Raw genomic sequence first — 21,534 nt, forward strand, 5'->3', positions numbered from 1 at the left:
CGTGCAGACGGCCCGGGTAGTCACGCGGGGTGCTGCGGTCGGCTCAGTTGGACGAAGCGGCGGCCGTCGACCGTCCATGACCCGTCCTGGATCCAGCCGGCGGCGGTGGCGTGTCGGCGGAGGGCGGCGGGGCCGACCCTGGCCCAGGGGAACGTGGTGCCGTGGGGGCCGGTGCCGTCGTGGAGACGAACCGCCGCGTGCTCGTCGAGGTCGTCGGCGATGCCATGGGGCGCTACCTCGGTGATGAGCCTGCCCTGCGGGTGGAGCAGGTCGCGCACCCGCGTGAGCAGGGCGGCGGGGTCTCCACCGATGCCGACGTTGCCGTCCATGAGCAGCGCCGTCTGCCAGTGGCCTTCGCTGGGCAGCGGATCGAAGACCGAGCGGAGCAGGGCGGTGCCGCCGGCCCCGCGGGTGCGGCGGACGGCTTCGGGGCTGACGTCGATGCCCAGGGCCGACTGGCCGCGAGCGTTCAGGGCGGTGACGAGGCGGCCGGGGCCGCAGCCGATGTCGAGTGTGGGCCCGTGACAGGCGGTCAGGACCGTGCGGTCGGCGGCGTCGGGCTCCGAGCACCACCGTTCGACGTCGAGCGGCAGCAGCCAGCCGTCGGTGCGGCGCAGGAAGAGCGGACCGCGGCCGGTGCGCAGCGCGACAGCGTACGGGTCGGCCATCGCCCAGGTGTGGGCCGCCAGCACCTCGACGGGGGCGCTCACCATACGCCGGCCGGGGAGAGCCGGCTCGTCGCGGCGGCGAAGCGGCCAGCCGGGGCCTCTCGGGCGGCGAACGGCTCGTCGACCCCGGCGGCGGCCTGCGGCCCGGGCGTATTCGGCGGAGTGACCCGCGTCCTGACACCTCTAGGGCGTGGTTCCTCGGCGATCACCATCGGGGTCGTCACCGGGCACCCGCCGAGTCCGCCACCACGTCGGGCGCCGCACCCGCTCGATCTGAGGCGTCCGCCGGCGCCGCTTCCACCGACGGGTCCTGCGCCGCGGCCACCGGTGGTGCGGTGAGCACGGCTCGCATGTCCCGTACCGCGTGCCAGGTGCCCCGCCAGGTACCGGTGACCTTGGAGCGGCCGGTACGCGGCCGGTAGGGGACGTCCCGCTCGGTGATCCGCCAGCCCGCGTCGGCGGCCCGGACCACCATCTCCAGCGGGTAGCCGCTGCGGCGGTCGGTCAGGCCGAGGGCGAGCAGGGCCTCACGTCGTGCGGCCCGCAGCGGTCCGACATCACGCAGCCGCAAGCCGGTGCGGCCGCGCAGCATACGGGCCAGGGCGATGTTCCCGGCGCGGGCGTGGGGCGGGAAGGCGCCACGGGCGACCGGCCGGCGCCTGCCGAGCACCAGATCGCTCTCGCCGGCGGCGACCTGGCGGACGAAGTCGGCCAGCAGGGCCGGGTCGAGGGAGCCGTCGCAGTCGCAGAAGCAGACGAACTCGGCCTCGGCGGCCAGGAGCCCCGCGTGGCAGGCCGCACCGAAGCCGCGGCGCGGCTCGTGCACCACGGTCGCCCCGAGGTCGGCCGCGATGCGCGCGGAGCCGTCGGTGGAACCGTTGTCGACGACGACGGCCCGCCAGCCGGGCGGGATGCGTTCCAGCACCTGGGGCAGGGCCCGGGCTTCGTCCAGGCAGGGCAGAACGACGTCGGCGATGGGGCTCACGAGGGGTCCAGTCGGTTCGAAGGTACGAGTGCGAAGGTACGGATTCGCGGGTACGAGTGCGCGGGTACGAGGCGGAGCGGAGCGCCCGGACAGGCCGACGAAGCGGGCTCCTCCGTTGACGAGTACGGGCATGGTCGGACCCTATGGTCGTGAGCGCCCCCCGGGCACCGTCGGCACAGCGGGCACCACAGGTTCGTAAGAATTCACCCCCGTTCGCCGCGCGCCTCCCTCCATCGGCGGAACAGCAGGAGCAGGGCGGAGAGGGCGAAGAGAACGGCGGTGATCAGCAGCCACCGGCCGAGGAACACCCCGGGCGACAGCAGCGTCTCGTTCCGGTACGGGTCCGGGGCGTCCTGGGAGATCAGCGGCCAGTAGACGAGCAGCATCAGGAGCGAGAGGACGGCGGGAACGCGGATGTGGTTCACCACCGCGATCCGCCGCCGCGACTGTGGCTGACCGCCCAGCGTCACTTTCTGCAGCAGCCAGTTGGTGCTGCCGTACAGCGGGACCAGCACCAGGTCGTGGATCAGCGCGCCGCCGACGAACCACTCCGCCACGCCCCACCAGTCGTTCTCCAGCAGCCGGGTGAGCGCGTAGCCGCACAGGGCGAAGGAGGCGAGCAGGGCCAGCAGGTGGGCGGGGGACTCGCCGTACAGGGTGCGGAACAGCCGTTTCACGCGCGCTCCTCGAAGTCCGTTGCGCCGAAGGTCAGCTGGCGTACCCATTTGGTGTTCAGCACGCCCGGCGCGTCCGGGACGATGATCCGGGCGGGCCGGCCGTGGTCGGAGGAGAGCTCGGCGCCGTTGACTCGCAGGGCGAGCAGCGAGCGGCCGTCGCGCACCTGGTTGGCGCGCAGCGCGACCGCCCGGAAGGACCCGGCGAGCTGCACGGACTCGACGAACACCCCGGGAGGGTCGCTGTCGTGGCCGACCAGCGCGGCGAGGTCCCGCAGCCGTACCCCCTGCCAGTGCTGGTTCTCCGTGGACCATCCCTCGACGCAGGCGATGGGCAGCGCCGAGCTGTGCTGGGGCAGCCGCCGGAGTTCGTCCAGGGTGAGGGTCACGCTGCGGCCGGCCGCGCCGCGGACGGTCAGCCGCCAGTTCTCGCCGATGTCCTGCGGGCGGATGTGCACGGTCGCGGCGGGCTTGTTGACGGGGAAGCCGTTGGGGCCGTCGCCCGGCCGGCGGCCGTGCGGTGCGAGCAGCGCGGTCTCGCGCAGCGGTCCGCCGATGCTCTGGCCCGCGGTCACCAGGAAGAGCACGAGCGAGCCGAGGCCGACCATGCCGAGCGCGCCGCGCCGGGAGATCGTGGGCTGGGCGGGGTGGTCGGACACCAGGCCGCTGTCGTCGGCGGGCTCGGGCTTCGTACGGGAGGTCGGGGTGCGCAGTTCCGCGCGCAGGTCCCGGCCGCGCAAGGACCGCAGCATCCGGGGAAACCGCAGCGCGACGTGGGCGAGCATCGCCCCGAAGAACACCCACGCACCGTAGAAGTGCAGCGTGTAGAACGAGCCCGGGAAGATGTAGTCCAGTTGGACGTTCAGCAGGCCGGTGACGAACTCGAAGATCCCCCCGCCGACCAGGAGCAGCAGTGACAGCCGGTCCAGGGCGTGCCCGATGGACCGCACCGGCGGCAGCGCGAAGAGCTTTGGCACCACCGACCAGAGCTTGGCGAGCAGCACCGGAACCAGCACCACGCCGAGCGTGACGTGCACCCCCTGGTTGAGGCGGTAGAGCCAGTACGGGTGGGTGGGCCAGGAGAACAGGTAGAAGCCCAGCAGGCCCTTGCCCGGGGTCTTGTCGTTGATGTGCGACAAGTTCGGGTTGTACGCCGCGTAGGACAGCAGGCCGGTGAGGAACATCAGCGGAACGCCGACGAGCAGCACCAGCCCCAACACCGAGGTGAGCCACGGGCCGCGCAGGGGGCTGCGCCAAGGACTCGCGGGGAGGCGGGAGGGGACTCTCATGCCTGGCGACACTATGTCCGAGCAGCGGGTTTTCCCGTGCAAGAACTCATGACGAAAGTCTGACGTCCCGCCCCGGCACGCCGGCGGCGGGCTCCCGTCCGCCTAGGGTGCGACGCGTGAGCCCCTCCTCTCCCCCTGTCTACGACACCGTCCCGCAGCCGCCGGGCGAGACCGGCCGGCCGGTCTCCTCCGCCCGGCGCCGTGACGTAAGGGCGGCCGCCGCGGCGGCACTGTTCTTCCTGGTCATGGCCGGTATCGGCGCCTTCATGCAACGTGACAGCGCGGTGCTCAGGTCGCCGTGGCCGCCGTTGGAGGCATGGTGGCGGCCGCACGCCGGACCCGGTACCCCGCTGGCCGTGATCGTGGCGGTGCTCGTCGCCGGTTACGGGCCCGGCCTCGCCGCCCGGCTCCCCTGGCGGGCACTGCTGTGGTCCGGATGGGGGACGGCCATGGCGTGGACGTGGTCGCTGGCGCTGGTGGACGGGTGGCGGCGCGGGGTCGCCGGGCGGCTCACCGACTCCACCGAGTACCTCTCGCAGGTGTGGCGGTTCAAGCACCTCGGGCCGACGGTGCGGACCTTCACCGATCACATCCTGATCAACTCGCCGGACCACTGGACCACGCATGTCACCGGGCATCCGGTCGGCGCCGTGCTCACCTACGTCGGTCTGGACCGGATCGGACTGGGCGGCGGCGCGTTCGCCGCCGCCTTCACGATCACCGCGGGCACGTCTCTGGTCGTCGCCGTGCTGCTGACCCTGCGCCTGCTAACCGGTGAGGAACGGGCGCGGGCCGCGGCGCCGTTCGTGGCGCTCGCGCCGGGCGCGGTCTGGGTGGGTGTCTCCGCGGACGGCTACTTCGCCGCGGTCGCCGCCTGGGCGCTGGCGCTGCTGGCGATCGCGGCCACCCGCACCTCCCCTTGGGCGACGGCCGCCGCGGGTGTCGGCAGCGGGCTGCTCTTCGGCGCGGCGGCCTACCTCTCGTACGGTCTGGTCCTGCTGGCCGTGCCCGGCGCCGTGATCCTGCTGTGCGCCCGCACCGCACGCCCGGTGCCGTACGTGCTGCTCGGCGCGGCGGCGGTGGCCGCGGCGTTCACGGTGGCGGGCTTCGACTGGTGGGAGGCGTACGGGCTGCTGAAGATCCGTTACTACCAGGGGTACGGCGGCGTACGCCCGTACAGCTACTGGTTCTTCGGGGACCTCGCGACCGTGGTGGTGACGGCGGGGCTCGCCTCCGTGGCCGGGCTGCGCAGGACGCTGACCGATGCTGCCGCCGTCCTGCGGGACCGGCGGACGGGCACGGGCGGAACGCGGGCCGGCCGGCTGCGGGAGTGGTGGCTGCACGGGGACCGCCAGACGATCGCGGGCGTCCTGCTGCCCTGCGGATTCCTCCTCGTCATGCTCGCCGCCGACCTGTCCGGCATGAGCAAGGCGGAGACCGAACGCATCTGGCTTCCCTTCACCCTCTGGCTCCCCGCCACCGCCGCCCTCCTCCCCCGCCGCGACCACCGCGCCTGGCTCGCCGCCCAGGCGGCGGTCGCGCTCCTCGTCAACCACCTCCTGCTCACCGGCTGGTAGCCGGCCGGTCGGCGACTCTCCCAGGGTCGCGTTCGACGAGGCCGCCCTCCCCCGGCGTGGCAGGGCCGTTCATGGGCAGGCGCATCGACGATCGCACGTAGGCCCGCGCCGTGGCCTCGCCCCCGAATCGACCGGCGGGGCCATCCGGCCGCAATCCCGGCCGTCCCGAGCAAGAAGTCGCCGGGGCGCGAAAGGGATCGAGGGACGGAAAGGACCGCGACATGACCAGTTCCGAATCCACCGGCTCCGACAGCCGTGCTGCGCGCGGAGCCGTGCTGTTCGACGTGGACGGCACCTTGATGGACACCGTCTATCTGCACACCTGCGCGTGGTGGGAGGCGTTCCGTCAGCAGGGGCACCGGGTCACCATGGCCCGGATCCACCGCAGCATCGGCATGGGCAGCGACCACCTGCTGGACGCGCTGCTCGGCGAGGACCGCGATCACGACGAGGACGCGACCCTCAGCGCCGCCCACGACACGCTCTACGCCCAGTACTGGGACCGCCTCGCGCCACTGCCCGGGGCGTCCGGCCTGCTGCGGGCCTGCGCCGGGCGCGGCTGGCAGGTCGTGCTCGCGTCGTCGGCCAAGGGCCGGGAGGCCGAGGTGATGATCGACGCGCTCGACGCCGAGGGCGCGATCACCGCCGTCACCACCGCCGACGACGTGTCGTCCAGCAAGCCCGCGCCCGACCTCGTCCAGCAGGCGCTGGAGAAGGCGGGCGTTCCGGCCGGGCGTGCGGTCTTCGTCGGGGACGCGGCCTGGGACGCGGAGGCGGCCCGCAAGGCAGGTGTGCGCTGCCTCGGGGTGCTCACCGGCGGCTGGTCCCGCCAGGAGCTGACCGAGGCGGGCGCCGAGGCCGTCTACGACACGCCCGCCGAACTGCTGGCCCACCTGGACGACAGCGCCCTGGCCGCGCCGCCCGAGCGGGACTGACCCGCCGGCGCCCGGCACGAGCGACAGATCAGGAAGGAACACCCCCATGACCCGCTACGGATACTTTCTCTCCTCGGAGGAGTTCAGCCCGCCCGAGCTGCTCGACCAGGCGCGCAAGGCGGAGGCGGCCGGCTTCCAGGGGCTGGCCATCTCCGACCACTTCCACCCGTGGAACGACGAGCAGGGCGAGAGCTCCTTCGTCTGGTCGATGATCGGCGCCCTCTCGCAGGTGACGTCGCTGCCGGTCACCACGCTGGTGACCTGCCCGACGGTGCGGATCCACCCGGCGGTCAACGCCCAGGCCGCCGCGACCGCCGCCGTCCTGACCGGCGGCGGGTTCCGCTTCGGACTGGGCAGCGGCGAGGCGCTGAACGAACACGTGCTCGGCGACCCGTGGCCGGGCGCCGACGAGCGCCTGGACAGGCTGGAGGAGGCCGTCGAGGTGATCAGGAAGCTGTTCAGCGGCCGGCAGATCACCCACCGGGGGCCGCACTACACGGTGGAGAACGCCCGCCTCTACACCCTTCCGGACGAGCCGGTGCCGCTCTACATCTCCGGGTTCGGGCCGAAGGCCGCGGAGCTGGCCGGGCGGATCGGCGACGGCTTCGTCACGATGCAGCCCGACGCCGATCTGGTAGCGGCGTTCCGCCGGGCCGGCGGCGAGGGCAAGCCGGTGGTCGGCGGTCTCAAGGTCTGCTGGGACACCGACCGGCAGCGCGCGGTCAAGACCGTGCACCGCTTGTGGCCCAACGAGCAGCTCCCCGGCGAGCTGGCCCAGATCCTGCCGACGCCGGAGCACTTCGAGCAGGCGAGCACCCTGGTCACCGAGGAGATGGTCGCGCGGGCGGCCGTCTGCGGCGACGACGTGAGCGAGCACGTCGAGGCCGTGACGACCTACGCGGAGGCCGGTTTCGACGAGGTCTACGTCAACCAGATCGGCCCCGACCAGGACCAGTTCTTCGATTTCTACCGCACCGAGATCCTGCCCCGGCTGGACACCGGGAGGTAGCGCTCAGCAGGCGCCGTACCAAGCCCACGGGATCGCTTCGATCCGCAGGTGTCAATCACGCCGGCTGGGTACCCGCAGGGCATGGAATCGACACCTCTACGCGCGATCGCCCTGGTTTGCACACTGAACCCCTCCCCCGCCCGGTCCAGCTCCCAGCTGCTCGCCGAGCAGACCATCGAGGCGTTGGCGGAGCACGCCGTGACCGGTGAAGTGGTCCGGATCGCCGACCACGACGTCCGTCCCGGCGTCACCGTGGACATGGGCGAGGGCGACGCCTGGCCGTCCATCCGGAACAAGATCCTGGCCGCCGACATCCTGGTGCTGTCCACGCCGATCTGGCTCGGCCACCCCTCCAGTGTCGCGCAGCGCGTCATGGAGCGGCTGGACGGTGAGCTCTCGGAGACCGACGACGAGGGCCGCATGCTGACGTACGGCAAGGCCGCGGCGGTGTGCGTGGTCGGCAACGAGGACGGCGCGCACAAGGTGAGCGCCGACCTCTTCCAGGGGCTCAACGACGTCGGCTTCTCCCTCGCGCCGAACGCGGTCACCTACTGGGTCGGCGAGGCCATGCAGGGCACCGACTACCAGGATCTGGACAAGACGCCCGACTCCGTGGCGTCCGCCACCAAGGCCCTGGCCGCCAACACCGCCCACCTGGCACGCCACCTGCGCGCGGCCCCCTACCCCGTGAGCTGACACCCCGATCTCCGGAAGGAGAGAACCATGAAGGCGCTGGTCTACAACGGCCCTTACGACGTCTCGGTCGAGAACGTGCCGGACGCCCGGATCGAGCAGCCGAACGACGCGCTGATCCGCGTCACCACCACCAACATCTGCGGCTCCGACCTGCATATGTACGAGGGCCGCACCGCGGTCGAGCAGGGCAAGATCCTCGGCCACGAGAACATGGGCATCGTCGAGGACACCGGCCCGGGAGTCACCCGGATCAAGGCCGGCGACCGGGTGTCGGTGCCGTTCAACATCGCCTGCGGCAGCTGCCGCAACTGCCTGAGCGGCTGGACCGCGTTCTGCCTGCGGGTCAACCCCACCGACGGCGTGGACGGCGCCGCGTACGGCTACGCCAACATGGGGCCGTACGACGGCGGCCAGGCCGAGCTGCTGCGGGTGCCCTACGCCGACTTCAACCTCCTGCGCCTGCCCGCGGGCGAGGAGCACGAGAACGACTTCACCATGCTCTCCGACATCTTCCCCACCGGCTGGCACGGCACCGAACTGGCGGGCATGCGGGCCGGTGACACCGTCGCCGTCTTCGGCGCGGGGCCGGTCGGCCTGCTCGCCGCGCACAGCGCGGTGCTGCGCGGCGCGGCACAGGTGTTCGTGGTGGACAAGGCGGCGGACCGGCTGGCACTGGCGGAGTCCGTCGGCGCCACCCCGGTGGACTTCTCGGCGGCCGACCCGGTGGAGCAGATCCTGGACGCCACCCACGGGCGCGGCGCGGACTGCGGTGTCGAGGCCGTCGGCTACCAGGCCCACGACCCGTCCGGCCAGGAGCACCCGGAACTCGTCCTGGACAACCTGGTCAAGGCGGTCCGCACGACCGGCGGCATCGGCGTGGTCGGCGTATACGTCCCCGACGACCCGGAGGCGGCCGACGAAGGCGCCAGGCACGGCCGCGTCGGGTTCGACTACGGCACGTTCTTCACCAAGGGCCAGCACATGGGCACCGGCCAGTGCCCGGTACTGCGCTACAACCGCGGCCTGCGCGACCTGATCACCGCGGGGCGCGCCAAGCCGTCCTTCCTGGTCTCCCACGAACTCGGCCTGGACGACGCCCCCGACGCCTACCGGCACTTCGACAAGCGCGACGACGGCTGGACCAAGGTCCTGCTCCACCCGGACCGCGCCGCCTGAGCCGGCATCGGGCGGGCAGAGGCTGCCCGTTTCCATCGCTCGTACACCCGGCGGTCCCGCTCGCTCGGCCGGCGGACCCCGCCGCCGCTTCGGGGCACGTTTGCCCGAGCGGGCAGGGGTAGTCGGAACAGCAACGCCTAAACGCCGGCTCCGTCCGGACGGCCGGCCCGGTGTCGGCGCGTACACCGAATCCCCTGCTCACCGCGTTCTCCGTGGAGGTCTCGCATGACTGTCCCAACCGCGCCCGCCGATCCGCTGGCCGAACTGTCCGCGGCCGGAGTGTCGGTCTGGCTGGACGATCTGTCCCGTGAGCTGCTGGCCGGCGGCGGGCTGGAGGAGCTGATCGCGGACCGGCACGTGGTGGGGGTGACGTCCAACCCGACGATCTTCGCCTCCGCGCTGTCGAAGGGCGACCGCTACGAAGAGCAGCTGCGCCGGCTGGGCCGGGAGGGCGCCAGCGTCGACGAAGCGGTCTTCGCCCTCACCACCGACGACGTACGGGACGGCTGCCGGGTGCTCGCCCCGGTCCACCGGCGGACCGGCGGTGTCGACGGGCGGGTCTCGATCGAGGTCGATCCCCGGCTGGCCCGGGACGCCGAGGCCACCGTCGAGCAGGCGGTGAAGCTGTGGAGGGCGATCGACGAGCCGAACCTGCTGGTCAAGATACCGGCCACCCGAGAGGGTCTGCGGGCGATCACCGAGGTCATCGCGCGGGGCATCAGCGTCAACGTCACGCTGATCTTCTCGCTGGACCGCTACCGGGCGGTGATGGACGCCTACCTGGCCGGCCTGGAGCAGGCGCAGGCCGCCGGCCACGACCTGGCCGGTATCCACTCCGTCGCCTCGTTCTTCGTCTCCCGGGTGGACACCGAGGTGGACGCCCGCCTCGACGCCCTGGACACCGCGGAGGCGCGGGCTCTCAAGGGCAAGGCCGCGGTCGCCAACGCCCGGCTGGCGCACCAGGCGTACGAGGAGATGACCGCCGGGTCCCGCTGGCAGGCGCTGGCCGAGGCCGGCGCCCGCCCGCAGCGGCCCCTGTGGGCGTCCACCGGCGTCAAGGACCCGGCCTACCCGGACACGATGTACGTACGTGAACTGGTCATCGCCGGCACGGTGAACACCATGCCCGGCACCACCCTGGAGGCGTTCGCCGACCACGGCGCCCTCCCGGACCACCCGCCGACGGCCGATGACCACGCCGCCGCCAGCGCGCACATCCGAGCCCTGGAGCAGGCCGGCGTGGACTTCACGGACGTCACCGACACGCTCGAACGCGAGGGACTGGAAAAGTTCGAGGCCAGCTGGATCGAGCTCGGCGAATCCGTGGACCGCGAGATGCGGGGCTCGGGCACCGGTCCCGGCCCGCGGCCCGGCGGGGCACCGGAGCCGCCCGCCGACAGCGCCGGCCTGCTCGCGATCTACCTCAACGACCACCTGGTGGGCGCGACGGCCGGCCTGGAGCTCTTCCGCCGGTCCGCGCAGGCCCAGCACGACCGAGGGGCCGGCGGCCCGCTGGCCGAACTGGCCCGGCAGGTGGAGCACGACCGCGACTCGCTGATCCAGATCATGACCGACCTCGGTGTGTCCACCGATCACCCCAAGGTCGCGCTCGGCTGGCTGGCCGAAAAGGCCGGGCGCCTCAAGCCCAACGGCCGGCTCTTCTCCCGCTCCCCGCTCAGCGACCTGCTGGAGCTGGAATCCATGCTGCTGGGCGTCCAGGGCAAAGCGGCCTGCTGGCGCACCCTGCGGACCCTGGCCGACACCGACGAGCGGCTGTTCGCCGAGCACCTGGACGTACTCCTGGAACGCGCCGAGCAGCAGAGCGCCGAGCTGGAGCGGCTGCGCCTCGCCGCGGCTGGACGCGCCCTGCCCGCCGCCCGGACCTCCGTGTGAAAGGCCCCGGCGGGCGGCTGAGCCGCCCGCACGTCCCGGTCGCCGCGGCTGACGCGGAGTCGCCGGACACACTGCGTGACCGTCGCAGTGGCGGCCTCCACCCGGGCAGCCCATCCTGGACGGGCGGCAGACACCCGGCGGCGCCACCACGACGGGAGGCGGCCATGGCCGTACCAGCCCTGGACGGGCCGCGGCGGATGCTGACGGTACCCGGCGTCTACGCCCCACAGCACGACACGCACCTGCTCATGCGCGCCCTGAACCGGCACGGCATCCTCCCGGGGACCCATGTGCTGGAGCTCGGGACCGGCAGCGGCGCCCTCGCGGTGCACGCCGCCGTGCTGGGCGCCCGGGTCACGGCCGTGGACATCTCCCACCGGGCCGTGCTGTGCGCCCGGGTGAACGCCGCGCTGCACCGCAGCCGCGTCACCGTCAGGCGGCGCGACCTGTCGTCGCCGGGCGGGGCGGCCTACGACATGGTGGTCAGCAACCCGCCCTACGTTCCGGCGCCCGCCCTCCTGCCGCCGGCGCACGGCGGCGCCCGCGCCTGGGACGCGGGCCTGGACGGCCGCGCCGTCGTGGACCGGGTCTGTACGACCGCGGCAGCCGTGCTGCGCCCCGGCGGAACGCTGCTCATGGTCCATTCGCAGATGTGCGGCACCGACGCCACGATCGGCGCCCTCGCGCGACAGGGCCTGGACGCCGAGGTCACCGACCGTGAACTCGTCCCCCTCGGGCCGGTGCTGAGCTCCCGGCTGCCGTGGCTGCGCGGCCGGGGCCTGATGGAGGACGGGCAGGACAAAGAGGAACTGGTGGTCATCCGTGCCCGACGACGCTGAACGCCCCCGCCGCATCCGCATCGAACGCAACGGTCCGATGCTGGTGGAAGGACCCGTGACCGTCACCGGCGACGACGGTGTGGCCCACACCTCCGAGCGCTTCGTCGTGGCGGTGTGCACCTGCCGCCGCAGCCGCACCTACCCCTGGTGCGACACCAGCCACCGGCGCCGCGGTCCCGCGCAGAGAAACGCCGCCGCCGGGGCCGGCGCGGACACCGACTCCGATTCGGGCTCCGGCTCCGGCTCCGGCTCCGGCTCCGGCTCCGGCTCCGGCTCCGGCTCCGATCACGCTTCAGGTACAGGTGGCACCTCATGACCACGACGCCCTACCTCGAATCCCGCCGAGCCTGCCCCGCGCTGCCGGCCCCGCGCGGCATCGTGTCCGGCGCGGTCCTGTCGGCGCTGCGCGACGGCCGCCCGCCCGAGGTGAGCCCGCACGCCGTCGCCGGAGCCGAACCGTACGGGGACGACCTGCAACTGGCGCTCTATGTGCTGTACGAGCTGCACTACCAGGGCTTCGACGGCATCGGCGACGACCGCGAGTGGGATCCCGACCTGCTGCGGCTGCGCGCGGCGCTGGAAGGCCGCTTCCTGGGCGCGCTGCGGGCGGACGTGCCGCGGAAGGCGAGCGCGCACGAGGCCCTGGCAGGCATCCTCGTCGAGCCCGCCACCGACGACGGCACCGGTGTGAGCCACTACCTGCAACGCGAGGGACAGCTCTGGCAGGTGCGTGAATACGCGGCGCTGCGCTCGCTGTACCACCTGAAGGAGGCCGACCCGCACGCCTGGGTCATCCCGCGGCTGCACGGCCGCGCCAAGGCCGCGATGGTGGCCGTCGAGTACGACGAATTCGGCGCCGGACGCGCCGAGGGCATCCACGCCCGGCTCTTCGCCGACCTGATGGACGATCTCGGCCTTGACCACGCCTACGGCCGCCATCTCGGCTCCGCCCCCGCGCAGGCCCTGTGCACCGTCAACCTGATGTCGTTGTTCGGTCTGCACCGCGCGTTGCGCGGCGCCCTCGTCGGGCACTTCGCCGCGGTGGAGGTGACCTCCTCGCCGGGTTCCCGGCGGCTTGCGGAGGCCATGCGCAGGACGGGCGCCGGGCCGGCCGCCGCACGCTTCTACGACGAGCACGTCGAGGCCGACGCCGTGCACGAGCAGGTGGTGCGGCACGAGCTGATCGACCCGCTGCTGGCGGCAGAACCCCTCCTGGACCCCGATGTGGCCTTCGGCGTCCAGGCCACCGTCCTCCTTGAGGACCTGCTGAGCGCTCACCTGCTGAGCGCCTGGAGGGCCGGCCGCTCCGCCCTGCGCACCCCGCTCACGGCCATCGGGCCGCACGGCGGATCCTGACCACCCCGCACGAGGGCCCGCGCCCGCCGAAGGACACGAACGACTGGACCGTACGGACGGACTCCTCGTCCCGCGGTTGCCGTATGTCTCCACCTGCGCGTACCCAGCTGCCGGATTTGATGCGACGGCCGCCGCCGCGACCGTCCGGCATCGCCGTACCCGCGCAACGGGCCTTCAGCCGCTGGAGGTGTTCGAGGTGTTCGCCGCGGTCCGCATGCGCGAGACGAGTGCCGGGTCATCGGAGCGGGACAGGATGACTCCCTGGGTGGACTCCGCGAGTCGGGCGGCCAGTTCGACCGCGATCCGCTCGCCTTCTTCGGCGGCTCCGTCGCCGGCGTGGTCGAGGCGTTCGACGAGGGCGGCGGGCACGCAGCCGTCGGGGAGTTCGTGCCGGAGGCGTTCCGCCTCGGCGAGTGAGCGGAAGCGGTGCACGGTAGCCAGGACCGGCACGGCGCCGTCGATGACGTCGAGCAGGGTGTCCAGGGCGTGCTGCGAGTAGACCGGGCTGGTCACGATGAAGTGCACACCGGCGGCGATCTTGCGGCGGGTCCTGGCGCGGTCGGCGGCCGAAAGGGTGGGCACGGCCCTGATCCGTACCCCGATGTCGAAGTGGGTGGCGGCGTCGAGGCGCAGGCCGTAGCGGTCGATGCCCTCGTTCAGCCCGCGCAGCAGTTCGATGAGTTCGACGACGTCGACCGCCCACGGGCCCTCGGCCTTCGACGTGTCATCCGAGAGCGGCGCGCTCCCGTTCCCGCAGACCAGCCTGGTCACTCCGCGGGCGTGCCCGCCCAGCAGGTGTGCCTGGAGCGCCATCACGCTTCTGCTCCAGGTGGTCACGGTGGCGAGGGCCGGCACTCCGGCGTGGCTCTGGCAGGCCGCCGCGAGGTCGATCGACTGATTCGTGCTGGTGTACCGCGACCGCTCGGGCCCGGAGGTCGCGGTGACGACGAGGTCGGCTCCCGCCGCGCGCACCGCGGCCGCGTCGTCAGCGGCGGCCTTCCGGTCTCCCGCTGTCGGCACGACATACGCGCCCAGGAGGGGAACTCCCGAAGCGGCCAGGACGTCCCTCACGGATTGCCTCCCAGTCCGTTGACGATCTCAAGCGCCACCTGAGCGGCCAGCCGGTCGGAGTACGAGGTGAAGTCGAGCCCGGCGATCTTCTCGGCACGGTGGACCCGGTAGGCCACCGTGTTCGGGTGCGTGTGCAATAGGGCGGCCGCGCGACGCAGACTTCCGTCCTGCCGGAAGTAGGCGGTCAGGGTCGCGCAGTAGTCGGAGCCGTTCGTCCGGTCGTGATCCATCAGCTTCCCCAGCATCTCGCGGGCGAAGGCGCTCAGTTCACCGGGGTCACGCACCTGGGCGAGCAGGCGGTGCACACCGAGCTCGGCGAACGCGGTCACGTCCGACAGCCCCGTCATCAGCTGCCCGACACCGACGGCCCGCCGGGCCTCGTCGTAGGAGGTGCTGATGCGTACCGCCCCGGTGTGCGGGTCGCCCAGTCCGGCGATCAGCCGCATCCCTGGAAAACGTGCGGTCACCGCCTCGCGGCACAGCCGGGCGAGCGACGTCAGCTGGCGGCTGAGTCCGAAGTCGTCCCCGCCCGGGACGAGTGCGACCACCTCCGCGTCGCGGTTCACCACGGTCGCGGACGGGCAGCGCGTGGCGATCATGTGCTCGACCATGTCCGTCGCGGCCGGCGCAGGCGCTCGCGAGGAGGAACACAGGACCGCGACCAGCACCCGGTGGCGCTGTTCCGGGTCGATGCCGAGGTGCCGCGCCCACTCTTCGGCGTCCGCTTCCTCGGTACGGTCACCGACAAGCACCAGCCCGTCGAAGAGTTCGCGGCGCGCGCGCCCCGCGGCGATCGCGACGACCCGGCGGCGGCCGAGGATCACCGCACAGACCATGGCCGCGTGCTCCGTGACCAGGATCCGGGCGTCCTCACCGGTTTCCTCGGCGTCGTGGCCGGCGGTCACCAGATAGGCGACCAGGTCGTCGCCGACGAGGATGGGAGCCACCACCAGCGACACCGCCGAGGCACCCGCGGCGGGCAGCGAGAGGGCCCTGCGCATCCGCGCCGCCTCGGCGATCAGCTGCGACACCGCTTCGGAGTCGCTGTCCAGAACCTTGGCGAGCCTCTCCTCCCCCGTACGGCCGGACGTGCCGGCGCACAGCGCCAGCACCATGAGCGAGTCGTCGACCACTGCCGCCCACACGCCGGCACGTCCGGCGACGACGGTCACGATCTTCTCGAGGTCGCAGTCGGTCGTCGCCAGGCTCGACAGTTCGCCGCACAGGGCCACGGCCTGATGGAGGTCGGCGAACTCCTGGTCCATGGCCGTCATCGGCCTCCCGGTCCTACGAGGGCGCGTACCGCGTATCCGCTGGTCATCGCGGTGGCTTCAGCTCTTCCGGTAGTCGTATCACGGGCGCGGCACAACGGGCCAGGCCGAGGCGGCCGTGCCGCCCTCCCGCACAGCATCCGCCTTTCCCAGGGCCGGCGGCGTTGTGTCAGGCCACAAGTCCGGGCCCCGGCGCTTTGGGTCCCGAGACCGTGCGTCGGCCGTGGCCGTCCTGCGAACGTCATGGAGGCGTCGTGAGCACGACTCCTGCCAGGTCCCGCTCGGACCCGGCCTCTTCGTCGGACGGAAGGCACAACCGTGGACAGGGCGACAACCGGCAGCACAGCGGCTACAGAGAGCCTGCGGGATGCGATCGACCGCGTCGGGAACGCCGTCGACCTCATCCGCGACCAGCCGATCAGGGCGTTCTCGCACGGTCTGGGCTTCGTCCCCGCGGAGTTCACCAACTGGCGCGAGGAAGCCCTCGCCTGGCACGACTCGTGTGCGCTGATGGACCAGTCCCACCACATGACCGACCTGTTCATCGAGGGCCCGGACACCGTGCGGCTGCTGGAGCACCTCGGCGTGAACACCTTCGCCGGATTCGGCAACGACAAGGGCAAGCAGTTCACAGCCGTGAACAACGACGGCTTCTACATCGGCGACGCGGTCCTGTTCGGCCTCGGCGACACCTCGATCGACCTCGTCGGCCGGCGCACCGTGATCGACTGGGTCGACTTCAACGCGCGCAGCGGCGAGTGGGACGTGACCGTCGAACGTGACCCGCAGTCGGTCCAGCGCGGCGGCCGGCCGCCGAGGCTCTACCGGTACGAGGTGCAGGGCCCGTCGGCCGGCCCGCTGGTGGAGAAGCTGACCGGGCAGCCGATTCCCGACGTGAGGTTCTTCGGGATGGCCTCGCTGGACATCGCGGGCCGGAAGGTCCGGGCGCTGCGGCACGGCATGGCCGGGCAGGTCGGTTTCGAGCTGTTCGGCCCGTGGGAGGAGGGCGCCGAGATCCGCGAGGCGATCCTGCGGTCCGGCGAGGAATTCGGCATCACACAGGTGGGCTCGATCGCCTACTCCACCGCCAACCTGGAGTCCGGCTGGATACCCGGCCCCATGCCCGCGATCTTCACCGACGACGGCCTCGCGGGCTACCGCGCATGGCTGCCGGCGACCAGCGCGGGCTCGCTGGGCGGGAGCATGAACTCCCGGGACATCAGCGACTACTACGTCACACCCTTCGACCTGGGATACGGACGGTTCGTCAAGTTCGACCACGAATTCGTGGGCCGTGACGCCCTGCGGGCCCGCGCGGACCAGCCGCACCGCCACAAGGTCACGCTGGTGTGGAACCCCGATGACATGGCCCGGGTGTTCTCATCGCTGTGGACGCCAGGGCCGACGTACAAGTACTTCAGCATTCCCAAGGCCCGGTACGGGCAATTCCAGGCGGACACGGTGCTGGCGAACGGCCGGCAGGTGGGCATTTCCATGGACTGCGGCTACGTCGTCCGTGACCAGGCGGTTGTCTCGCTGGCCGTCGTCGACGAGGCATTCGCGGAACCGGGCACCGAAGTACGCGTGCTCTGGGGCGAGAATCCGCCGTCCGCGAAGCCCACCGTCGAACCGCACGAGCAGATCGAGATCCGCGCGACGGTCGAGTCGGCACCGCTCAACCGCTTCGCACGGACGAAATACCGTACGGCGCCCCAGCTCTGACCGACCGCCCGGCAGCACGGGACCTTCGACGCATTCACGAGGAGCACCATGAGTTTCGGCAGCACGGCGCATACGGCTGTGGGTCCGTCGTTGCTGAAGGACTTCTCCCTGGAGATGACCGGAAAGGACGTCACCAAGCTGGAGGAGGCGTCCACCGCGATCCCCCGTGGGACCCGGATCAACGTCACCTTCCTCGGGAACGAGACACCCGCACTGCGGCTGGCGGCGCCCCGTACGGTCAAACGCCTCGGCTTCACCCCGGTGCCCCATATCTCGGCCCGCCGCCTCGAATCGCGGCAGCAATTGACGGAATTCCTCGCGGGGCTGCGGGCGGAGGGTGCCTGCGACAACGTATTCGCCGTGGGCGGCGACCCCGGCACCCCTCAGGGGCCCTACGAGGACTCGCTGTCGCTCATCGAGAGCGGGCTGCTCCAGCAGTACGGCGTACGGCACGTCGGTATCAGCGGATATCCGGAGGGGCACCCCGTCATACCCGCGCACGTGCTCTGGTCCGCTCTTGGCCGCAAGGCCGACGCGCTGGCCCGGCGCGGACTGACCGGCAGCATCATCACCCAGTTCGGTTTCGACGTGGACACCGTGCTCACCTGGATCGAAGCCGTACGCGGGCGCGGCATCACGCTCCCTGTCGGTATCGGCGTCCCCGGCCCCGCGGGAGTGCGGCGCCTGCTGCTGTTCGCCGCCCGGTTCGGCGTCGGCACCAGCGCCTCCATCGCCAAGAAGTACGGACTGTCGCTCGCCAACCTCATGGGTACGGCCGGACCCGACCGGTTTCTGCGCGATCTGTCCGCCGCCTACGACCCCGGCCGGCACGGCGACGTAGGGGTGCACTTCTACACCTTCGGCGGGCTCAGGGCGACCGCCGACTGGGTCAGCGCGTTCCCGAAGGAGACCCTCGTATGACAACCATCCAGGCGCCGCCCTCCCTCGGGCCGGCGAAAGCAGCGAAGACGCCGGCGGACCGGGCTTCGCTGATCATCAAAGGAGCCGACACCATCGGCATCGTCGCCGCGGTCACCTCGCTGCTCAGCGAGCGAGGCGCCGGCATCGTGTCCCTGGACCAGTGCTCCGACGACCCGCAGGAGGGCACCTTCTTCCAGCGCACCGTCTTCGGAGTGGACGGTCTCCGGGCCGCCCTTCCCGGGATCAGGTCCGACCTGGACGAACTGGCCCGGCGGTTCGGCCTCAGCTACACCCTGCGCGACATGTCCGTTCCCAAGCGGGTCGCCATCTTCGCGTCCAGGGCCGATCACTGCCTGCTCGACCTTCTGTGGCGGCACCGGCAGAACCAACTCCCCGTCAGCATCGCCATGGTGGTCTCGAACCACCCCGACACCGCCGAAGAAGTACGCCGTTTCGGCATCCCCTTCTTCCACGTCCCGTCCATGGGCCCCGACAAGTCCGAAGCCGAGGCCGAGCACCTCCGGCTGCTCACGGGCAACGTCGACTTCGTCATCCTGGCCCGCTACATGCAGATCCTGTCCGCCGACTTCATCGAGAAGGTCGGCGTGCCGATCATCAACATCCACCACTCCTTCCTGCCCGCCTTCATCGGCGCCGGCCCCTACGCGAAGGCCAAGGAGCGCGGCGTCAAACTCGTCGGTGCCACCGCTCACTACGTGACCCCCGACCTCGACGAGGGGCCGATCATCGAGCAGGACGTCGTGCGCGTGACACACGCCGACACCACGGCGGACCTCGCGCGCCGGGGCGCGGACGTCGAACGCGCGGTCCTGTCCCGAGCGGTGCTGTGGCACGCCGAGGACCGCGTCATCCGGGACGGCAACCACACGATCGTCTTCGCATGACCGTCACCATCAACGGCGCACGGATCGCGGGCCGCATTCGCGCCCAGGTCATCGAAGACGTCGCACGCCCGGCCAATACCGTGCGCGCCGCGCGGTCCCTTCACACCGTCGGACAGCTACAGGAGATCTGATGAGACAACGCACCCCGCACGTGCGTCCGCAACGTCCGTACCCGTTCCAAAGAACCCGTTTCCTCGGCGCGGCGGCTGCCACCGCCCTCGGCGTCACCCTGCTCACCGCATGCGGCGACACCGGCTCTGGCTCGGGCAGTTCGGTCACCGTCGGCGTCGGCAGCAATGTCTTCGAGATGCCGATCCGGGTGGCCGCCGCCAACGGCTACTTCGCCGAGCAGGGCCTGAAGGTCAGGTTCGTGACCATCAGCGCTTCCACCGGTGCCTCCGCACTCCAGTCGGGCTCGGTGCAGTTCCTCAGCGACAGCCCCACCGGTTTCCTGTCGGCCGTCGAAAAGAACGTCCCCGAGACCGCGATCTCCGTCGACGGTGTCGGAAATCCGCTCGGTCTGATCGTCAGCACGTCCTTCGCCCACGCGCACCACCTCACCGCCGCCACACCGGCAGCGGAGGTCGCCAAGGCACTCGACGGCTCGGTCGGTGGCGCGAGTTCCACCAACACCCAGGCCCAGACAGGCATCTTCCTCAAGGCGTACGACGTCGATCCCGGCAAGGTGAAATGGGTCTCGCTGCCGAGCCCGGCCGCCGACAAGGCCGCCCTGAAGAGCAATCAGATCGACTGGTTCACCACATCGGAACCCACTCCGCTGGAGATTCAGGAGTCGGGGGACGGCGTCATGGTCGCCGACGCGGTCAAGGTGCCGGTCTGGTCCAACGACAACGTCGGCTACGGAGAGCTGGTGGTGGCGCGCAGCAGCTATCTGAGTCAGCACGCGGCCACCGCCGAGAAGTTCGTCACCGCGGTAAGGAAGGCGGCCGCGTACATGCACACCCACCTCGACTCCCCCGAGGTGCAGAGCGTGGCGCAGAAGACGCTGCCGGGCGTGCCCGCGGACGTGCTCAAGTCCAGCCTGGCGCTGGTCGACTGGCCGACGAGCGGCGCGATGAGCGCGACGGGGTGGAACACGACTCTGGCGTTCATCAATTCGCTGGACGTGCTGCCGCGGACGGCGAAGGTCACCTCCGACGAATGGACGAACACATATCTGCCCTGACACGGCGGCGGATGCGGCGATTCGAGGTGGCGGCGACGGAACGGACCGGGGAGTCAGGCGTGACAAGGACCGAGGGCACCAGACGTCCGAGCAGTTTCGCGTCGCTCAGGATCAGGAACTACCGCCTGTTCTCGCTGGGCCAGTCGACATCCGTGGTCGGCAACTGGATGCAGAACATCGCCGTCGGCTGGCTCACACTCCAGCTCACCGACAGCGGCACCCTCCTCGGTGTGGTGACCGGCGCCCGCTACCTGCCGGTCCTGCTCCTCGGCGCCTGGGGCGGCCTCGTCGTCGACCGGCACGACTGCCGGCGACTGCTGCTGCTCACCCAGGTCTGCTTCGCGCTCCTGGCCGCCCTGCTCACGCTGCTGTCATGGGCCCGCCTGCTGACGCTGCCCCTGCTCGTCGGCGTCGTCCTCCTGGTCGGCCTCACCAACGTCTTCGACGGCCCCGCCCGGCAGAGTCTGATCAGCGAACTGGTCGACCAGGAGCACCTGGCCAACGCCGTCGCCGTCAACTCGACGCTGATCAATGCCGCGAAGCTCCTCGGTCCCGGTATCGCCGGAGTCGTCATCGCGGCGATGGGCGTGACCCCGTGCTTCGCTGTGGACACGCTGTCGTTCCTCGCCGTCATCGCCAGTCTGCTCGCCCTGCGGACATCGGAAATGCACCCGGCCGAGCGCGAAGTGCGTGCCAGAGGGCAGATCCGCGCCGGGATCGACTACATCCTCCGAACGCCCGCGCTCCTCCAACCGATGGTCATGGTCTATGTGACGGGCATCCTCACCTGGGAGTTCCCCGTGAGTCTGCCGCTGTTGACCACATCGGTGTTCCACACCGACGCCGACGGCTACGGAGCGGCGATGGCCGCCATGGGGGTGGGGGCGGTACTCGGCGGATTCGCCGCCGTGCGCCGTACCCGGCTCACGCATCGGACCCTGCCGGTGTCGGCGCTGATCTGGGGTGCCCTGATCAGCGCCGCCGCCCTGGCACCGAACCTGTACACGGCGCTGGCCGTGCTCGTCTTCGTCGGAGCCGGATCGATCACCTTCAACTCGTCGGCCAAGACCTTGATCCAGCTCGGAGCCGTGCCACAGATGCGCGGCCGGGTGATCTCCATCTGGTCGATCGGCTGGCTCGGCGGAACCGTCATCGGCGCGCCGCTCGTCGGCGCGGTCGGCGCCTCGTGGGGGGCACGCAGCGCGCTGCTCGTCGGCGGCCTCGCCGCCGCGGCCGCCGGCATGCTGCCCATATTGCTGTCCGTCAGCGGCTTCGCGGAGCGCCGTGGTCGGAGTGCACCATGACGCGGGGGCTGCCGGCCCACCTCCTGGTCCGAGTGGTCCGAGGTGGGGCAACAGCCC

Annotated in this window: 21 protein-coding genes; 15 read left to right on the forward strand and 6 right to left on the reverse strand. The window is 71.5% G+C overall.

Annotated elements, in window-relative coordinates:
* Positions 1–20 precede the first annotated feature (20 nt).
* From ACQPW6_RS01205 to ACQPW6_RS01220, 4 genes are all read right to left on the reverse strand, one after another.
* Positions 21–713, reverse strand: a complete 693-nt coding sequence (locus ACQPW6_RS01205) for a methyltransferase domain-containing protein (RefSeq protein WP_433887604.1) — start codon at positions 711–713, stop codon at positions 21–23.
* 175 nt (positions 714–888) lie between these two features.
* Complete coding sequence (locus ACQPW6_RS01210; RefSeq protein WP_433887605.1) at positions 889–1,653, reverse strand: glycosyltransferase family 2 protein; 765 nt, start codon at positions 1,651–1,653, stop codon at positions 889–891.
* Between the two features lie 203 nt (positions 1,654–1,856).
* Positions 1,857–2,330 carry a hypothetical protein gene (locus ACQPW6_RS01215; RefSeq protein ID WP_433887606.1) on the reverse strand — a complete coding sequence of 158 codons (474 nt, stop codon included), beginning with the start codon at positions 2,328–2,330 and terminating at the stop codon, positions 1,857–1,859.
* Positions 2,327–3,616, reverse strand: a complete 1,290-nt coding sequence (locus tag ACQPW6_RS01220) for a molybdopterin-dependent oxidoreductase (protein ID WP_433887607.1) — start codon at positions 3,614–3,616, stop codon at positions 2,327–2,329. The genes ACQPW6_RS01215 and ACQPW6_RS01220 overlap by 4 nt, the downstream gene beginning before the upstream one ends.
* Positions 3,617–3,732: 116 nt before the next feature.
* Here ACQPW6_RS01220 and ACQPW6_RS01225 point away from each other — a divergent pair, with 116 nt between their 5' ends.
* From ACQPW6_RS01225 to ACQPW6_RS01265, 9 genes are all read left to right on the forward strand, one after another.
* A complete protein-coding gene (locus tag ACQPW6_RS01225) occupies positions 3,733–5,193 on the forward strand; it encodes a hypothetical protein (RefSeq protein WP_433887608.1) in 1,461 nt (486 codons plus the stop codon).
* A gap of 221 nt (positions 5,194–5,414) precedes the next feature.
* Complete coding sequence (locus ACQPW6_RS01230) at positions 5,415–6,128, forward strand: HAD family hydrolase (protein ID WP_433887609.1); 714 nt, start codon at positions 5,415–5,417, stop codon at positions 6,126–6,128.
* Between the two features lie 46 nt (positions 6,129–6,174).
* Positions 6,175–7,137 carry a TIGR03557 family F420-dependent LLM class oxidoreductase gene (locus ACQPW6_RS01235; RefSeq protein WP_433887610.1) on the forward strand — a complete coding sequence of 321 codons (963 nt, stop codon included), beginning with the start codon at positions 6,175–6,177 and terminating at the stop codon, positions 7,135–7,137.
* An 81-nt stretch (positions 7,138–7,218) separates the two neighbouring features.
* Positions 7,219–7,833 (forward strand): flavodoxin family protein, encoded by a 615-nt coding sequence (locus tag ACQPW6_RS01240; RefSeq protein WP_433887611.1) that lies wholly within the window; start codon positions 7,219–7,221, stop codon positions 7,831–7,833.
* A 27-nt stretch (positions 7,834–7,860) separates the two neighbouring features.
* Positions 7,861–9,009 (forward strand): glutathione-independent formaldehyde dehydrogenase, encoded by a 1,149-nt coding sequence (locus ACQPW6_RS01245; protein ID WP_433887612.1) that lies wholly within the window; start codon positions 7,861–7,863, stop codon positions 9,007–9,009.
* A gap of 225 nt (positions 9,010–9,234) precedes the next feature.
* The gene (tal, locus tag ACQPW6_RS01250) at positions 9,235–10,902 is read left to right on the forward strand and encodes a transaldolase (protein WP_433887613.1); all 1,668 of its coding nucleotides are present in this window, start codon (positions 9,235–9,237) and stop codon (positions 10,900–10,902) included.
* Positions 10,903–11,066: 164 nt separating this feature from the next.
* Positions 11,067–11,741, forward strand: coding sequence for a HemK2/MTQ2 family protein methyltransferase (locus tag ACQPW6_RS01255; protein ID WP_433887614.1), 675 nt, complete (start codon positions 11,067–11,069; stop codon positions 11,739–11,741).
* Positions 11,725–12,057, forward strand: coding sequence for a CDGSH iron-sulfur domain-containing protein (locus ACQPW6_RS01260; RefSeq protein ID WP_433887615.1), 333 nt, complete (start codon positions 11,725–11,727; stop codon positions 12,055–12,057). Before ACQPW6_RS01255 ends, ACQPW6_RS01260 begins: the two co-directional genes overlap by 17 nt.
* Positions 12,054–13,097 (forward strand): iron-containing redox enzyme family protein, encoded by a 1,044-nt coding sequence (locus ACQPW6_RS01265; protein WP_433887616.1) that lies wholly within the window; start codon positions 12,054–12,056, stop codon positions 13,095–13,097. The genes ACQPW6_RS01260 and ACQPW6_RS01265 overlap by 4 nt, the downstream gene beginning before the upstream one ends.
* A 174-nt stretch (positions 13,098–13,271) precedes the next feature.
* On the opposite strand, the gene ACQPW6_RS01270 is transcribed toward ACQPW6_RS01265, so the two are convergent.
* Positions 13,272–14,168 carry a methylenetetrahydrofolate reductase gene (locus ACQPW6_RS01270; RefSeq protein WP_433887617.1) on the reverse strand — a complete coding sequence of 299 codons (897 nt, stop codon included), beginning with the start codon at positions 14,166–14,168 and terminating at the stop codon, positions 13,272–13,274.
* Positions 14,165–15,442, reverse strand: coding sequence for a PucR family transcriptional regulator (locus ACQPW6_RS01275; RefSeq protein WP_433887618.1), 1,278 nt, complete (start codon positions 15,440–15,442; stop codon positions 14,165–14,167). Before ACQPW6_RS01275 ends, ACQPW6_RS01270 begins: the two co-directional genes overlap by 4 nt.
* Before the next feature lie 315 nt (positions 15,443–15,757).
* Here ACQPW6_RS01275 and ACQPW6_RS01280 point away from each other — a divergent pair, with 315 nt between their 5' ends.
* Genes ACQPW6_RS01280 through ACQPW6_RS01305 form a run of 6 tightly spaced genes read left to right on the forward strand, consistent with a single transcriptional unit; the run spans position 15,758 to position 21,477 of the window.
* The gene (locus ACQPW6_RS01280) at positions 15,758–17,161 is read left to right on the forward strand and encodes an aminomethyl transferase family protein (protein WP_433887619.1); all 1,404 of its coding nucleotides are present in this window, start codon (positions 15,758–15,760) and stop codon (positions 17,159–17,161) included.
* Between the two features lie 48 nt (positions 17,162–17,209).
* Entirely contained in the window at positions 17,210–18,082 is an 873-nt protein-coding gene (locus ACQPW6_RS01285; RefSeq protein WP_433887620.1) for a methylenetetrahydrofolate reductase, read from the forward strand.
* Positions 18,079–18,987, forward strand: a complete 909-nt coding sequence (purU, locus tag ACQPW6_RS01290) for a formyltetrahydrofolate deformylase (RefSeq protein ID WP_433887621.1) — start codon at positions 18,079–18,081, stop codon at positions 18,985–18,987. Before ACQPW6_RS01285 ends, purU begins: the two co-directional genes overlap by 4 nt.
* The gene (locus ACQPW6_RS01295; protein WP_433887622.1) at positions 18,984–19,118 is read left to right on the forward strand and encodes a hypothetical protein; all 135 of its coding nucleotides are present in this window, start codon (positions 18,984–18,986) and stop codon (positions 19,116–19,118) included. Before purU ends, ACQPW6_RS01295 begins: the two co-directional genes overlap by 4 nt.
* A complete protein-coding gene (locus ACQPW6_RS01300; protein WP_433887623.1) occupies positions 19,118–20,173 on the forward strand; it encodes an ABC transporter substrate-binding protein in 1,056 nt (351 codons plus the stop codon). Before ACQPW6_RS01295 ends, ACQPW6_RS01300 begins: the two co-directional genes overlap by 1 nt.
* 59 nt (positions 20,174–20,232) lie before the next feature.
* Positions 20,233–21,477 (forward strand): MFS transporter, encoded by a 1,245-nt coding sequence (locus ACQPW6_RS01305; protein ID WP_433887624.1) that lies wholly within the window; start codon positions 20,233–20,235, stop codon positions 21,475–21,477.
* Positions 21,478–21,534 lie beyond the last annotated feature (57 nt).

The sequence above is a fragment of the Streptomyces sp. CA-111067 genome, from assembly GCF_050956065.1.
Taxonomy (GTDB): domain Bacteria; phylum Actinomycetota; class Actinomycetes; order Streptomycetales; family Streptomycetaceae; genus Actinacidiphila.

Bases quoted from the DNA above. Each gene is read 5' to 3' on its own strand.
- purU (WP_433887621.1), top strand. From the start codon at position 18,079: ATGACAACCATCCAGGCGCCGCCCTCCCTCGGGCCGGCGAAAGCAGCG.
- ACQPW6_RS01275 (WP_433887618.1), bottom strand. From the start codon at position 15,442: ATGACGGCCATGGACCAGGAGTTCGCCGACCTCCATCAGGCCGTGGCC.
- ACQPW6_RS01255 (WP_433887614.1), top strand. From the start codon at position 11,067: ATGGCCGTACCAGCCCTGGACGGGCCGCGGCGGATGCTGACGGTACCC.
- ACQPW6_RS01240 (WP_433887611.1), top strand. From the start codon at position 7,219: ATGGAATCGACACCTCTACGCGCGATCGCCCTGGTTTGCACACTGAAC.
- ACQPW6_RS01300 (WP_433887623.1), top strand. From the start codon at position 19,118: ATGAGACAACGCACCCCGCACGTGCGTCCGCAACGTCCGTACCCGTTC.
- ACQPW6_RS01235 (WP_433887610.1), top strand. From the start codon at position 6,175: ATGACCCGCTACGGATACTTTCTCTCCTCGGAGGAGTTCAGCCCGCCC.
- tal (WP_433887613.1), top strand. From the start codon at position 9,235: ATGACTGTCCCAACCGCGCCCGCCGATCCGCTGGCCGAACTGTCCGCG.
- ACQPW6_RS01230 (WP_433887609.1), top strand. From the start codon at position 5,415: ATGACCAGTTCCGAATCCACCGGCTCCGACAGCCGTGCTGCGCGCGGA.
- ACQPW6_RS01220 (WP_433887607.1), bottom strand. From the start codon at position 3,616: ATGAGAGTCCCCTCCCGCCTCCCCGCGAGTCCTTGGCGCAGCCCCCTG.
- ACQPW6_RS01285 (WP_433887620.1), top strand. From the start codon at position 17,210: ATGAGTTTCGGCAGCACGGCGCATACGGCTGTGGGTCCGTCGTTGCTG.
- ACQPW6_RS01295 (WP_433887622.1), top strand. From the start codon at position 18,984: ATGACCGTCACCATCAACGGCGCACGGATCGCGGGCCGCATTCGCGCC.
- ACQPW6_RS01265 (WP_433887616.1), top strand. From the start codon at position 12,054: ATGACCACGACGCCCTACCTCGAATCCCGCCGAGCCTGCCCCGCGCTG.
- ACQPW6_RS01245 (WP_433887612.1), top strand. From the start codon at position 7,861: ATGAAGGCGCTGGTCTACAACGGCCCTTACGACGTCTCGGTCGAGAAC.
- ACQPW6_RS01205 (WP_433887604.1), bottom strand. From the start codon at position 713: ATGGTGAGCGCCCCCGTCGAGGTGCTGGCGGCCCACACCTGGGCGATG.